Source organism: Mycobacterium shunyiense, from assembly GCF_058270075.1.
Window position 1 is genome coordinate 182,067 of record NZ_JBZDPU010000023.1, and the last position, 12,837, is coordinate 194,903.

Annotated in this window: 14 protein-coding genes; 5 read left to right on the forward strand and 9 right to left on the reverse strand. The window is 67.1% G+C overall.

Annotation, left to right across the window (positions count from 1 at the left end; genetic code table 11):
- Window positions 1-379 precede the first annotated feature (379 nt).
- Window positions 380-1,237, forward strand: coding sequence for an HAD-IB family hydrolase (locus AC4ELH_RS25605; protein ID WP_413784902.1), 858 nt, complete (start codon window positions 380-382; stop codon window positions 1,235-1,237).
- A gap of 428 nt (window positions 1,238-1,665) precedes the next feature.
- Here AC4ELH_RS25605 and AC4ELH_RS25610 read toward each other — a convergent pair whose 3' ends face one another.
- Window positions 1,666-2,406 carry a Fic family protein gene (locus AC4ELH_RS25610; RefSeq protein WP_064881173.1) on the reverse strand — a complete coding sequence of 247 codons (741 nt, stop codon included), beginning with the start codon at window positions 2,404-2,406 and terminating at the stop codon, window positions 1,666-1,668.
- Window positions 2,407-2,532: 126 nt separating this feature from the next.
- Here AC4ELH_RS25610 and acs point away from each other — a divergent pair, with 126 nt between their 5' ends.
- Entirely contained in the window at window positions 2,533-4,494 is a 1,962-nt protein-coding gene (gene acs, locus AC4ELH_RS25615; protein WP_498887543.1) for an acetate--CoA ligase, read from the forward strand.
- Between the two features lie 72 nt (window positions 4,495-4,566).
- Here the strand turns inward: acs and AC4ELH_RS25620 are convergent, their stop codons facing one another.
- Entirely contained in the window at window positions 4,567-5,202 is a 636-nt protein-coding gene (locus AC4ELH_RS25620) for a S1 family peptidase (protein ID WP_448445645.1), read from the reverse strand.
- 174 nt (window positions 5,203-5,376) lie between these two features.
- On the opposite strand from AC4ELH_RS25620, the gene AC4ELH_RS25625 reads away from it, so the two are divergent.
- Both AC4ELH_RS25625 and AC4ELH_RS25630 read left to right on the forward strand, forming a co-directional pair.
- The gene (locus AC4ELH_RS25625; RefSeq protein WP_064881223.1) at window positions 5,377-5,883 is read left to right on the forward strand and encodes a phage holin family protein; all 507 of its coding nucleotides are present in this window, start codon (window positions 5,377-5,379) and stop codon (window positions 5,881-5,883) included.
- Entirely contained in the window at window positions 5,883-6,842 is a 960-nt protein-coding gene (locus AC4ELH_RS25630) for an alpha/beta fold hydrolase (RefSeq protein ID WP_448445347.1), read from the forward strand. Before AC4ELH_RS25625 ends, AC4ELH_RS25630 begins: the two co-directional genes overlap by 1 nt.
- On the opposite strand, the gene marP is transcribed toward AC4ELH_RS25630, so the two are convergent.
- The 4 genes from marP to nth are packed head-to-tail and all read right to left on the reverse strand — an operon-like array spanning window position 6,843 to window position 10,171.
- Window positions 6,843-8,033 carry an acid resistance serine protease MarP gene (gene marP, locus AC4ELH_RS25635; protein WP_064881179.1) on the reverse strand — a complete coding sequence of 397 codons (1,191 nt, stop codon included), beginning with the start codon at window positions 8,031-8,033 and terminating at the stop codon, window positions 6,843-6,845.
- A gap of 11 nt (window positions 8,034-8,044) precedes the next feature.
- Entirely contained in the window at window positions 8,045-8,821 is a 777-nt protein-coding gene (locus AC4ELH_RS25640; protein ID WP_498887546.1) for an NUDIX hydrolase, read from the reverse strand.
- 11 nt (window positions 8,822-8,832) lie between these two features.
- Window positions 8,833-9,483: a TlpA family protein disulfide reductase gene (locus AC4ELH_RS25645; protein ID WP_498887547.1), complete on the reverse strand. Its 651-nt coding sequence runs from the start codon at window positions 9,481-9,483 to the stop codon at window positions 8,833-8,835.
- Between the two features lie 7 nt (window positions 9,484-9,490).
- Window positions 9,491-10,171, reverse strand: coding sequence for an endonuclease III (gene nth / locus AC4ELH_RS25650; RefSeq protein ID WP_064881186.1), 681 nt, complete (start codon window positions 10,169-10,171; stop codon window positions 9,491-9,493).
- A gap of 504 nt (window positions 10,172-10,675) precedes the next feature.
- On the opposite strand from nth, the gene crp reads away from it, so the two are divergent.
- Window positions 10,676-11,350, forward strand: a complete 675-nt coding sequence (gene crp, locus AC4ELH_RS25655; protein ID WP_003883807.1) for a cAMP-activated global transcriptional regulator CRP — start codon at window positions 10,676-10,678, stop codon at window positions 11,348-11,350.
- An 82-nt stretch (window positions 11,351-11,432) separates the two neighbouring features.
- Here crp and AC4ELH_RS25660 read toward each other — a convergent pair whose 3' ends face one another.
- From AC4ELH_RS25660 to sp36, 3 genes are read right to left on the reverse strand one after another with little or no spacing between them, the layout of a single operon-like run.
- Window positions 11,433-12,227, reverse strand: coding sequence for an MBL fold metallo-hydrolase (locus tag AC4ELH_RS25660; protein ID WP_448445340.1), 795 nt, complete (start codon window positions 12,225-12,227; stop codon window positions 11,433-11,435).
- Window positions 12,224-12,679, reverse strand: coding sequence for a RidA family protein (locus tag AC4ELH_RS25665; protein WP_498887550.1), 456 nt, complete (start codon window positions 12,677-12,679; stop codon window positions 12,224-12,226). The genes AC4ELH_RS25660 and AC4ELH_RS25665 overlap by 4 nt, the downstream gene beginning before the upstream one ends.
- A complete protein-coding gene (gene sp36 / locus AC4ELH_RS25670) occupies window positions 12,676-12,837 on the reverse strand; it encodes a Sp36 family protein (protein ID WP_088305483.1) in 162 nt (53 codons plus the stop codon). Before sp36 ends, AC4ELH_RS25665 begins: the two co-directional genes overlap by 4 nt.

Here is a 12,837-nt window from a genome sequence, read left to right on the forward strand (position 1 = left end):
AATTCGCGGATTGTGGATGAACTACGCGCTGTGGATCAATCCCGGGCGGAGAACACGCCGGGCGACACGCTGAAAATACGGTTCCGCAACCACCGGGACAGGGCCGGTAAGGATTCTTCCCCCAGAAAAGGGACGACCCCCGCCAGGGGGGGAGGAGGCGGAGGTCGTCGTGTATCAGCCCCGGGGGGTCGGGCTGATACACCCTCGGCATAAGCCGAGTAATGCTCACTATACACACGGAACTGCCAAAACATGCAAGAGACACCGCTGCGGGCTACCGAGGCGATCCCGGAATCGCCGTCCGAAAGAATGTGTCTTGAACTGCCATTTTGTGTTCCCGTCCGTAATACCTGCCCCAGGTGCCTCTATGCTGACGCTTGTGACCGCATCCGATCGGGCTGCCGGGGAATTGATCGCACAGCAATCCGGGCCGCACAACGGTCGGCCGGTACGTACGGCGGCCTTCTTCGACCTCGACAAGACCGTCATCGCCAAGTCCAGCACACTCGCTTTCAGCAAACCTTTCTTCAATCAAGGCCTGCTGAACCGGCGCACCGTTCTCAAGTCGACATACGCCCAGTTTCTGTTCCTGATGTCGGGTGCCGACCACGACCAGATGGACCGGATGCGCAGCTACATCACCAACATGTGCACCGGTTGGGATGTCGAGCAGGTCAAGTCGATCGTCGGTGAGACGTTGCACGACATCGTCGACCCCCTGGTCTTCGCCGAGGCCGCCGAGCTGATCGCCGACCACAAGCTGTGCGGCCGTGACGTCGTCGTGGTGTCGGCATCGGGTGAGGAGATCGTCGCGCCGATCGCAAGGGCACTGGGCGCCACCCACGCGATGGCCACGCGGATGGTGGTGGAAGAGGGGCGCTACACCGGCGAGATCGCGTTCTACTGCTTCGGCGAGGGGAAGGTCGAGGCGATCCGCGCCCTGGCCGCACGCGAGGGCTATGTCCTCGATCACTGCTACGCCTACTCGGACTCGATCACCGACATCCCGATGCTGGAATCCGTGGGCCACCCCACCGCCGTCAACCCCGACCGGGGACTGCGCAAGGAGGCCGCTTCGCGCGGCTGGCCGGTGCTGACGTTCACCAAGCCGGTGTCGCTGCGGGACCGGCTGCCGGCGCCGTCGACGGCCGCCGTCGCCACCACTGCGGCCGTCGGAATCAGCGCCCTGGCGGCAGGCGCATTGACCTATTCATTGTTGCGCCGCTTCACTTCCTGAGCTACCGAACGTAGTAGCTGAGACGACGGCGTAACGATCAGAACTCGGGTGGCTTTCACCCTTGCTGTGACCGTGGTCACGTAGTACAAAGGAACCACGGAAGCTTGGATGAGGCCAAGGCTTAGCCGGAAGAGAAGGCTAAATCTCCCGAACCGGGCTCCCCAGCACGGGTCCCGGCACCCACGCGGAGCACATGCCGCGGAATAGGCAAAAGTGTTGCGGGCCTGCGTGATTGCGAAGAGCGGACGGCTACGACGGCCCTTTGGGTAGGGCTGCAGCCGAGGCGCATCGCAAGGACGCCGAGGCCACCCACGCAACCCACGTTGGCACGCTTGGTAACCGGTATCCGTGCTAGCGGGCGACGAGCCGAAACATCGTTTCGGACCGTCGCCCGCTTTCGTTTGCTGGAAGCACCCTGAGCGGCCGGCTCAGCCGGCCGCCGACTGGGCAATCTGCAGCGCTTCGCGCGCACCGCCCTTCAGCGCCTCGCTACTGAGCAGCAGCCACGCGGTCAGCCCGTCGGCGGTCCCCGAGGCGAATCCCCGTGCAGCAGCCCGGTACTCCCCCGTCTTCCGCATCCAGTGCACCTCGGGAACGCCGAGCCCGTGCGGATCGAGTCCGCTGGCGATGGTCACCAGGCGCGACACCGCGCGGGCCACGACCCCGTCGGCGCTGCCAAATGGAGCCAAGCTGAGCAGTTCGCCGTGGGCCACCGCGGCCAGCACCGGGGCAGGAACCTTGGAGCCGCCGGACACGATCTCCGTCAGCAGCTCAAGGCGGCGACCTACATCGGGGTCGGTGCGTGGCCGGCCCAGGTGCTCATCGTCGGTGAGGTCGGCCGCGGCCAAGGAGTGCAGCCGGGCCAGGGCCTGCATCGGGGCCCGCTGCCACACCCCGACCAGCGAGGTGGCGCCACCTTCCAGCGCTTCGGCGACGCGGATGGCGCCCGCGGTCACCGGATCGGGTTCGCCGTCGGCGGACAGCTGGAGCGCCCCGCCGTCGAGCACCGCGGAGGCCCGCGCTGCACGCAGGGCGGCCTCGGCTGCCGTCTGCGGCCAGCCGCGCAGATTGAACTTGTGTCGATGCGCCCGGCCCAGGGCCTCACGCGCCTCGTCGCTGGCCGCAGAAACACCGGGCAGGTCGATCAGCGGTGCGAGTGGATCGGTCATACGCGAAACGCTAGCCGACCGCTGAACTCCATCTCGCCGACCGTTGGGCGCATGACGACCACCGCCCGCCCGGCGTCTTGTGACGTCCCAACGCCGGTGCAACGTTTGGTGACTAGGCTCACATGCATGTCAAACGCGCCAACGACGTCGACCGAAGTTCCGTCAGCCTATCCGCCGCCTGCCGATTTCGCGGCCAATGCCAACGCGACGGGCGAGTTGTACGCCGAGGCCGAGAACGACCGGCTGGCCTTCTGGGCCGCGCAGGCCGACCGGCTGAGCTGGCAGACGCCGTTCAGCGAGGTGCTGGACTGGTCGGAGGCTCCGTTCGCGAAGTGGTTCGTCGGCGGCAAGCTCAACGTGGCCTACAACTGCGTCGACCGTCACGTCGAGGCAGGCAACGGCGACCGGGTCGCGATCCACTGGGAAGGCGAGCCCGTCGGCGACGCCCGCGACATCACCTACGCCCAACTCAAGGACGAGGTCAGCAAGGCCGCCAATGCGCTGACCGCACTCGGCCTGACCGCAGGCGACCGGGTCGCCATCTACATGCCGATGGTGCCCGAGGCAATCGTCGCGATGCTGGCGTGCGCGCGCCTGGGCGCCATGCACAGCGTCGTGTTCGCCGGGTTCTCGGCATCGGCACTCAAGGCCCGCGTCGAAGACGCCGAGGCCAAGCTCGTCATCACCACCGACGGCCAGTACCGGCGCGGCAAAGCCGCCTCGCTCAAGGACGCCGTGGACGAAGCCGTCTCGGATCAACCGTCGGTCGAGCACGTCCTGGTGGTCCGCCGCACCGGCATCGACGTGAACTGGACCGAGGGCCGCGACCTGTGGTGGCACGAGACCGTCGAGGCGGCCTCGACCGAGCACACTCCGGAGGCGTTCGACTCCGAGCAGCCGCTGTTCCTGCTGTACACCTCGGGCACCACCGGCAAGCCCAAGGGCATCGTGCACACCTCCGGCGGCTACCTCACGCAGTCGGCGTACACCCACTACAACGTGTTCGACCTCAAGCCCGAGACCGACGTGTACTGGTGCACCGCCGACATCGGCTGGGTGACCGGGCACACCTATATCGTCTACGGCCCGTTGGCCAACGGCGCGACCCAAGTGGTCTACGAGGGCACTCCGACCTCGCCGACCGAGCACCGCCACTTCGAGATCATCGAAAAGTACGGCGTCACAATCTATTACACCGCGCCCACGCTGATCCGCACCTTCATGAAGCTGGGCCGCCAGATCCCCGCCGAGCACAACCTGACCAGCCTGCGGCTGCTGGGTTCGGTGGGCGAGCCGATCAACCCCGAGGCCTGGCGCTGGTACCGGGAAGTCATCGGCGCGGGCAAGACCCCGATCGTCGACACCTGGTGGCAGACCGAGACCGGGGCGATCATGATCTCCCCGCTGCCCGGTGTCACCGCGGCCAAGCCCGGCTCGGCCATGACCCCGCTGCCCGGCATCTCGGCCAAGATCGTCGACGACGCCGGCAACGAGCTGGTCCCCGGCGCCGACGAAGCCGAACATGTCACCGGCTACCTGGTGCTGGACCAGCCGTGGCCGTCAATGCTGCGCGGCATCTGGGGCGACCCGCAGCGATTCAAGGACACCTACTGGTCGCGCTTCGCCGAGCAGGGCTGGTACTTCGCCGGTGACGGCGCCCGCTACGACGCGGACGGCAACATCTGGGTGCTGGGCCGCATCGACGACGTCATGAACATCTCCGGACACCGCATCTCGACCGCCGAGGTGGAGTCGGCACTGGTCGGGCATTCCGGGGTGGCCGAGGCCGCCGTGGTCGGCGCATCCGACGACACGACCGGTCAGGCCATCTGCGCGTTCGTGATCCTCAAGGCCTCCGCACACGGCGGGGCCGACACCATGATCGAGGAACTGCGCGCCCAGGTGGCCACCGAGATCTCGCCGATCGCCAAGCCCCGGGAAATCCACGTGGTGCCCGAGCTGCCCAAGACCCGCAGCGGCAAGATCATGCGCCGGCTGCTGCGCGACGTGGCCGAAGGCCGCGAACTCGGTGACACTTCGACGCTGGTCGACCCCAGCGTGTTCGAGGCGATCCGCGCCGGCAAGTAGGGCACAGCTCGTCGAAAGGCCAGTTATGGCACGCCTTTCCGAAGGTGGCGTGCCGCAACTGGCCACTCGGGATCAAGGAATCGGGACGAAACCCGTCCCCGGTCGGTTCTTGGCGGTGATGTCGGCCAACTGCGTGTTGAACGACATCGTCACCGCCGGCGTGTGCAGCGGCACGAACTTGACCACGCAGGTCGGCAATTCCTCGCTGTAGGCGCCGTGAATCATGCCGACGAGCTTGTTGTCGACGGTGACGGGCGCCCCCGAGTCGCCCGGCTGACCGCACACCTGGTTGACGATGGTGCCTGGGTCCTGCCCGGGCCCCCAGGTCACACCGCACGAATACCCGGTGGTGCGGCCCAGTTTGCAGGCGATCTGGCCGAACGCCGGATCCGGTCCGAGCCCATCGATCTGGAAACCGTTGACGTTGCTGGTCGGGGTGACTTTCGCGGGATCGAATTCGATCACCGCGTAATCGAGCAGGTCGTTACCGGCGACCATTTTGCCCACCACTCCGGCGCTGTCCACCCCCTCAGCCGACACCACTGCACCCGGCCCGCCACAGTGCGCCGAGGTGAAGCCGATGAGCCGGCCTGCGTTGTCGTGCCCGATCGTGGTCAGCGTGCAGAACGCGTCTCCGTTGACGACGATCCCTGAGCCGCCACCCAGTACGACCGGCGGAGCGGCATGAGCCGGGGCCGAGGCCAACATCGCAACAGCGGCGATGAGCGGTGCGCCAATCAGCAACTGCACGCGGTGTCTGCTCGTCAAGTGTCCTCCGATCGACGCGCCCGACCCGCGCAACTCAAGAATGGGATCAGTCTACTAAGACGCGGATGTCGGCCGGGATCGTTAACGGCTTCGTCGCATGGCAACATGAACGCCATGAGCACAGGCGACCGCAGGGACGGCGTTCCGACGACGGTGACCTCGATTCCGCTCGTCGACCCGCATGCCCCCAAGCCGGATCCCTCGATCGGTGACCTCGTCAAGGACGCCACCGCGCAGGTCTCCACCCTGCTGCGCGCCGAGGTGGAGTTGGCCAAGGCCGAGATCACCCGGGACGTGAAGAAGGGCCTGACCGGCAGCGTGTTCTTCATCGCCGCGCTGGTGGTGCTGTTCTACTCGACCTTCTTTTTCTTCTTCTTCCTGGCCGAGTTGCTCGACACCTGGCTGTGGCGCTGGGTGGCCTTCCTGATCGTGTTCGGCCTGATGGTGCTGACCACGGGGGCGCTTGCGCTGTTCGGCTTCCTGAAGGTGCGACGGATCAGAGGTCCGCAGCAGACGATCGAGTCGGTCAAGGAGACCCGCGAGGCTCTCACGCCCGGCCATGACAAGGGCGCACTGCCCGCTGTCCCGGCCAAGCCGGCCACCGACCCGTCAGGCTGGTAATGCCTCCACCTGCTCCGTCGATCGCCAGGATCGAGGGGCCGTGGCGGCACCTGCAGGTGCACGCCAATGGGATTCGCTTCCATGTGGTGGAGGGCGAGAGCTCGCAGCCCGACCGTGTCGTGGAGGGCGAGACCGACCGACCGCTGGTCATCTTCCTGCACGGGTTCGGCTCGTTCTGGTGGTCCTGGCGTCATCAACTCACTGCGCTGACCGGCGCGCGGGTGGTGGCAGTCGATCTGCGTGGCTACGGCGACAGTGACAAACCACCGCGCGGCTACGACGGCTGGACCCTGGCCGGAGATACCGCCGGGCTGGTGCGCGCGTTGGGGCACAAGACCGCGACGCTGGTCGGCCATGCCGATGGCGGTCTGGTCTGCTGGGCGACGGCGGTCTTACATCCGCGTGTGGTCAACGCGATCGCACTCGTCAGCTCACCGCACCCGCTGGCGTTGCGGACGTCCACATTGACCCGGCGCGACCAGGGCCGCGCGCTGTTGCCGTCGATGCTGAGCTACCAGTTGCCGGCCTGGCCCGAGCACACACTGACCCGTCACGACGGTGCGGAGCTGGAGCGCCTGGTCCGCAGCCGGGCCGGCACCAAATGGCAGACCAGCCAAGACTTCTCCCAGACCATGGGCCATCTACGTCAGGCCATCCAGATTCCGGGGGCCGCGCACTGTGCACTGGAGTATCAGCGGTGGGCGGTGCGCAGCCAACTGCGCGGTGAGGGCCGGCGGTTCATGCGCTCGATGAAACGTCCGATCGGCGTGCCGGTGTTGCACATGCGCGGTGACGCCGACCCGTATGTCCTGGCCGACCCGGTGCACCGAACCCAGCAATATGCGCCGCACGGCCGTTATGTATCCATCACGGATGCAGGGCATTTCGGCCACGAGGAACAGCCGGAGTCCGTCAACGCGCAGCTGAGCCGGTTCCTGACCCAGCTGCGCACCAACTGATCAGGAATTGATGCAGGTTCCGGTCGCGACGCGCTGAGTGTTGCCGATCTTGGCCAGCTGATGCTCGACTTCCTTGGCGGTCAGCACGAATCCGGTATCGGCGTCGTCTACGGCCGCACCGAACACCACGCCCAGCACCTTGCCGGACCGGTTGATCATCGGCCCACCTGAATTTCCTTGCCGCACCGTGCCCCTGACCGTGTAGACCTCGCGGGTGACGGTGGTGGTGCGGTAGATGTCGGGCCCGTTGAGCTCGATGATCTCGCGCACGCGAGCCGGTGTGGCCAGGAAGTCGCCGCCACCCGGGTAACCCATCACCACAGCGTCGGTGCCCTTCGGGGCCGGTTGTTCGGCGAACTGCAGCGGCGTGATCGGCAGGTTCGGGACGTCGAGGATGGAGATGTCGGCGTTGGGGTCGTAGGACACCACCCCGGCGTCGTAGGTCTTTCCGTCCGCCTCGATGGTCACGCTGTCCGCACCGGCGACCACATGGGCGTTGGACATGACCCGGTTGGGGGCAACCACGAAACCGCTGCCCTCAAGCACTTTCTGGCAACTCGGAGCGACACCGCGGATCTTGACCACGCTGGGCTGGGAGGTCGTCACCACGGGATCGGTCGCCAGTGCTGCGTCCGGGGCGTCGACGTTGACGATCGGGGTCCGCCCGAACGGTTCGAGCACATCGGGCAGCCCGGAGGTGTCCAGCAGCGCCGACAGCCGGTTCGGCACTGACCGCAGCCAGTCCGGCGCCACCTTGTCGACCTCGGTCAGTACCCGTGAATTCTTCACGGCCGCAGCAAGATTCGGCTGGTCCGAAGAGGTGAGCAGACTGCCCAGCAGCCACGACGCCACCAGAACGGCGACCAGCATCAGGCTCACCCCGACCGCCGAGTCCAACACCCGGAACACCGGGTTTCGGATGGTGCCGCGCACCGCACGCCCCAGCACCACGCCGGCGATCTCACCGATCACCACGAGCGCGAGGATCAGGAAGAGCGTGGCGAACAGCTTGGTGCGGTCACCACTGACATGCGGAATCACGTGCGGCGCCAACAGCACGCCTGCCACCGCACCGAGCACCACGCCGATGAAGGACAGCAGGGAGCCGAGCGCGCCGGAACGCCAGCCAGATATGGCTGCGACGAACCCGATGCCGAGGATGGCGAAATCGAGCCAGACCGAAGGTGTCATCTATATCCACTTCAACATTGGGCTTCACCGTAACCGTTGTCATGCCCGACGAGGGCCATTGCGTCGTCGAGTCCGCGCACGTCGTCGGTGTTCCACGGTTTGGCCCAGCCTGCGACGTCGAGGATCGCCGAGATGACCTGGCCGGTGAAGCCCCACACCAGCATCTCGTTGAGGAGGAACGCCGGGCCGGCGAATCGGCTGGTGTTGGCCTCCCGGTACACCATGAGGCGGTTCTCGGGGTTGGTGAAGGCGCGCACCGGAACCCTTGCGACGACGGCGGTCTCGGATTCGTTGACAACAGCGACGGGCCCCGGGTCGGGCGAGTAGGCCAGCACCGGGACCACGTGGAACCCGGACGGCGGGATGAACATCCTCTCCAGCGTCGCCAGCGGGTACAACCGGTCGGTGTCGATACCGGTCTCTTCCCAGGCCTCGCGAAACGCCGTACCCACCGGGCCTTGGTCACCGGGATCGGTGGCGCCGCCGGGAAACGCAGCCTGGCCTGCGTGGTGGCGCAGGGTCGAGGCGCGGACCGTCACCAGCAGGTCGGCGTCCTCGGGAAGGTGAGGGGGCGCGCCCTCGGGTGGGCCGGAGAAGAGGACCAGGACTGCGGCATCGCGCCGGGCGCCGGCCTGGGCGGCCTGATTGTTGGCCTCGACGATGCCCGCCAGCACTTCCGGGGGAACCCGTCGGCGATAGGCGTCCGGTACCCGGTCGAGGTTGTCGACCAGCGGTTTGAGCCAGGGCGGGGCGGCATCCGGGAACAGCCCGTCGCGCGTCGATCTCACCCCGGGTGCTCCTATCGGCTAGAGCGGATCTTTTCGTCGACCGCCGCCGCGATCTCGTCGGCACTGACGAACGATCGGGGTAGGGTCCCGGCCACGCTACCGTCCGCACGCAGCACGACCGTCGCAGGCATGACGTTGGGCACCTTGAACGCAGCCGCGACCAGCCGTCTGCCGTCCTGCAGGGTCGGAAGACGCACTCCGAGCTCGGCCAGACGCACCAGCGCCGCCGTCTCGTTCTCGTCCTGGTGCACGGTCACGACCAGTACGTCGTCGCCGACCCGGCGCTGGTATTCGGCCATCGCCGGAAGCTCGTCGGCGCACGGGCCGCACCAGTACGCCCAGAGGTTGAGCACCACGGTCCGGCCGGCCAGCGCCTGCGCCACGTCCACGGGCTTCCCGTCGCCGACGCACTCGAGAGTGGTCCCACGTAGCGCTTCCGGTCCCGGCCCCTGCCCTGGCCCGGGGCACGGCGGCAACTGCGCACGAGCCCGGGGACCGGCGAGGGCCGCTGGGGTGTCGGCATCGCGATGATCGCGGGAGGTGGACTGTTGCCCCGTTTTGGCCTGCGGTGCGGGCTCGTCGCGCAGTTCCATCCAGAACGCGGTACCCAGCGCCACCAGCAGCACGAGGACCACCACGGTCCAGCGGGCCGATCTGCTCATGGTGCGGTCACAGCCCGGCCAGCGCCAGCAGATGCTCGGTCTCGGGACCTTTGACCAGTGCAGCAGCGGTGGGCGGATCGGTGGGCCCGAGCCCGAACGACGGGCAGTCCTTGGCCAGCACACACACCCCACACGCCGGCTTGCGGGCATGGCAGACCCGGCGGCCATGGAAGATCACCCGGTGGCTCAGCAGGGTCCATTCCTTGCGTTCGATGAGCTCACCGATCGCGAACTCGACCTTGACCGGATCCTCTTCCTCGGTCCAGCGCCACCGCCGCACCAGCCGGCCGAAGTGGGTGTCGACGGTGATCCCGGGGATGTCGAAGGCGTTACCCAGGATGACGTTGGCGGTCTTGCGCCCCACCCCGGGCAGCGTCACGAGGTCCTCGATGTTGTCGGGTACCTCGCCGTCGAACCGGGCCACCAACTCCTGGCCGAGCCGGATCAGCGAGGTGGTCTTGTTCCGGTAGAAGCCGGTCGGCCGGATCAGCTCCTCCATCTCGGTGCGATCGGCCTGGGCATAGTCCAGGGCCGTGCGGTATTTGAGGAACAACGCCGGCGTGGTCAGGTTCACCCGCTTGTCGGTGCTCTGCGCCGACAGGATGGTCGCCACGGCCAGCTCCAGCGGATTGGTGAAGTCCAGCTCGCAGTAGACATGCGGAAATGCCCGCGCCAGTTCACGGTTCATCCGTCGAGCCCGACGAACCAGGCCCAGGTGGGTTTCGCTGTCCCACTTCTTGGACCGGCGCGTTTTCCCTGTCGGGGCGGCAGCCTCAGTCACGTCAATCAGCGTACTGACCTCGCCGGACATCTTCCTGCGCGGACCGGTGATGATTCGTGACCCCACTGAGACCTACGCCGTGTTAACTACTGCCTTGTGTCGTGGTTGCTGGTGGCGCTCATCCCGGGCTTGCTCATGCTGGCGGCGTTCGGGCTCGAGCGGCTGGAATCAGGGTTGGAACGAAAGCCCGCGTCTGCGGCGCCCGCGCCCCGGGTGAAACCGGTCCTCATCGACGTCGAGAGTGAACGTTTGCCGACGCGGTACTACGAACCGCAGGCCATAAATACCGGGTTTCCTGCGTCTCGACATGTCAATCGTGTGTAGCGTGGGCTAGTCGCGAAACCGCGTACCTCTAGACTGAGCAGGAAATATCAGTAAGAGGACAACACACCCAATAGCTTAAGGGGCAACGTGGACGAGATCCTGGCCAGGGCCGGAATCTTCCAGGGCGTCGAACCGACCGCCGTTTCGGCGCTGACGAAGCAGTTGCAGCCCGTCGACTTTCCGCGCGGGCATACCGTCTTCGCCGAGGGCGAACCCGGCGACCGCCTGTACATCATCATTTCCGGCAAGGTGAAGATCGGCCGCCGTTCACCGGACGGCCGCGAGAACCTGCTGACCATCATGGGCCCGTCGGACATGTTCGGTGAGCTGTCGATCTTCGACCCGGGGCCTCGTACCTCGAGCGCCACCACCATCACCGAGGTGCGCGCGGTGTCGATGGACCGCGACGCGCTGCGTGCGTGGATCGCCGACCGTCCCGAGATCGCCGAGCAGCTGCTGCGGGTGCTCGCGCGTCGTCTGCGCCGCACCAACAACAACCTCGCCGACCTGATCTTCACGGACGTGCCCGGCCGCGTGGCCAAGCAGCTGCTGCAGCTGGCTCAGCGGTTCGGAACCCAGGAGGGTGGGGCGCTGCGCGTCACGCACGACCTCACGCAGGAAGAGATCGCCCAGCTCGTCGGCGCGTCCCGCGAGACGGTCAACAAGGCGCTGGCAGATTTCGCCCACCGCGGCTGGATCCGCCTGGAGGGCAAGAGCGTGCTGATCAGCGACAGCGAGCGACTGGCCCGGCGAGCCCGCTAGCTTTCCTTTTCCGCGAAACGGCATTCCAGCAGCATTTGTTCGAGTAACCAGCTGCCGGAATGCCGTTTCGGCGTTTCCGGGCTCAGGCCCGCAGATAGTCCAGCTGGGCCTGCACGCTCTTCTCGGCGGCGTCCCACAGTTTCTGGTCGACGTCGGTGTAGACGTGCTCGACGACCTGGCGGACCGAGGCGTCCTCGCCGAGTTCCCGTAGTGCCGCCCGGACCTGGTCCAACCGCTCGTCGCGGTGCGCCAGGTACATCGCGGTCACCTCGTGCAGATTCGGCAGATCGGGTCCGTGGCCGGGCAGCACCGTCCGGGCGCCCAGGCCCTGCAGCCGTCGCAGGGATTCCAGGTAGTCACGCAGGCTGCCGTCCTCGGTGTCGATGACGGTGGTGCCGCGGCCCAGCACGGTGTCGGCGGTCAGTACCGCCCCTTGCCCGTTGTCGTCGTCGAGCACGAACGACAATGAGTCGACGGTGTGGCCGGGGGTGGCCATCACCTTGATCCGCAGCCCGGCCGCGTCGATCACCTCACCATCGGTCAGCGGACCGCCGAGGCCTCGCAGGAAGCCACTGCCGACCGAACGGACCGTGGCGCCGGTCAGGTCCACAAGCTTGTCGATGCCGCCGGTGTGGTCCTCGTGCTTGTGACTGATCAACACCAACGCGACGGTGCCCAGTTCGGCGATGCGGGCGATGTGCGCCGCATCGTCGGGTCCGGGGTCGACGATGACGATCTCGTCACTGCCCGGGCCGCGCAGCACCCACGTGTTGGTGCCCTCCAGGGTCATCAGCCCCGGGTTGTCGCACAGCAGCACCGAGGCCGATTCGGTCACCGGCCGTAACAGCCCGTAGGCCGGGTGCTCCGCCGCGGTCACGCGGTTTCGACGATGATCTCGACTTCGACCGGCGCGTTGCGCGGCAGTTCCGACACGCCGACGGCCGAACGCGCATGCGCGCCCGCCTCACCGAAGATCTCGCCGAACAGTTCGGAGGCACCGTTGACGACGCCCGGCTGTCCGCTGAATCCGGCTGCGGATGCGACGAACCCCGTCACCTTGATGATCCGGACGACGGAGTCGATGCCCACCAGCGCGTGCACGGCGGCCAGCGCGTTGAGGCCGCAGACCCGGGCCAGCTCGTTGCCCTGCTCGGGGCTGATCTCCGCGCCGACCTTGCCGGTGACCAGCAGCTCGCCGGCCTGGATCGGCAGCTGACCGGCGGTGTAGACGAGGTTGCCGGTCCGGACCGCGGGGACGTACGCGGCCAGCGGGGCGACGACGTCCGGCAGTTCGATGCCGAGCTCGGCCAGTCGCTGGGAGTTGGTCACTTCGGCCGCTTCAGGTAGGCGACATGCTGCTCGCCCGTCGGGCCGGGCAGCACGGAGACCAGCTCCCAGCCGTCCTGTCCCCACTGATCGAGAATCTGTTTCGTGGCGTGGGTCAACAACGGCACCGTGGCGTATTCCCATTTGGTCGCTTCGCTCAC

Bases quoted from the DNA above. Each gene is read 5' to 3' on its own strand.
- AC4ELH_RS25630 (WP_448445347.1), top strand. From the start codon at position 5,883: ATGCCTCCACCTGCTCCGTCGATCGCCAGGATCGAGGGGCCGTGGCGG.
- AC4ELH_RS25620 (WP_448445645.1), bottom strand. From the start codon at position 5,202: ATGTTGGCCTCGGCCCCGGCTCATGCCGCTCCGCCGGTCGTACTGGGT.
- acs (WP_498887543.1), top strand. From the start codon at position 2,533: ATGTCAAACGCGCCAACGACGTCGACCGAAGTTCCGTCAGCCTATCCG.
- nth (WP_064881186.1), bottom strand. From the start codon at position 10,171: ATGAACCGTGAACTGGCGCGGGCATTTCCGCATGTCTACTGCGAGCTG.
- AC4ELH_RS25625 (WP_064881223.1), top strand. From the start codon at position 5,377: ATGAGCACAGGCGACCGCAGGGACGGCGTTCCGACGACGGTGACCTCG.
- AC4ELH_RS25610 (WP_064881173.1), bottom strand. From the start codon at position 2,406: ATGACCGATCCACTCGCACCGCTGATCGACCTGCCCGGTGTTTCTGCG.
- AC4ELH_RS25645 (WP_498887547.1), bottom strand. From the start codon at position 9,483: ATGAGCAGATCGGCCCGCTGGACCGTGGTGGTCCTCGTGCTGCTGGTG.
- marP (WP_064881179.1), bottom strand. From the start codon at position 8,033: ATGACACCTTCGGTCTGGCTCGATTTCGCCATCCTCGGCATCGGGTTC.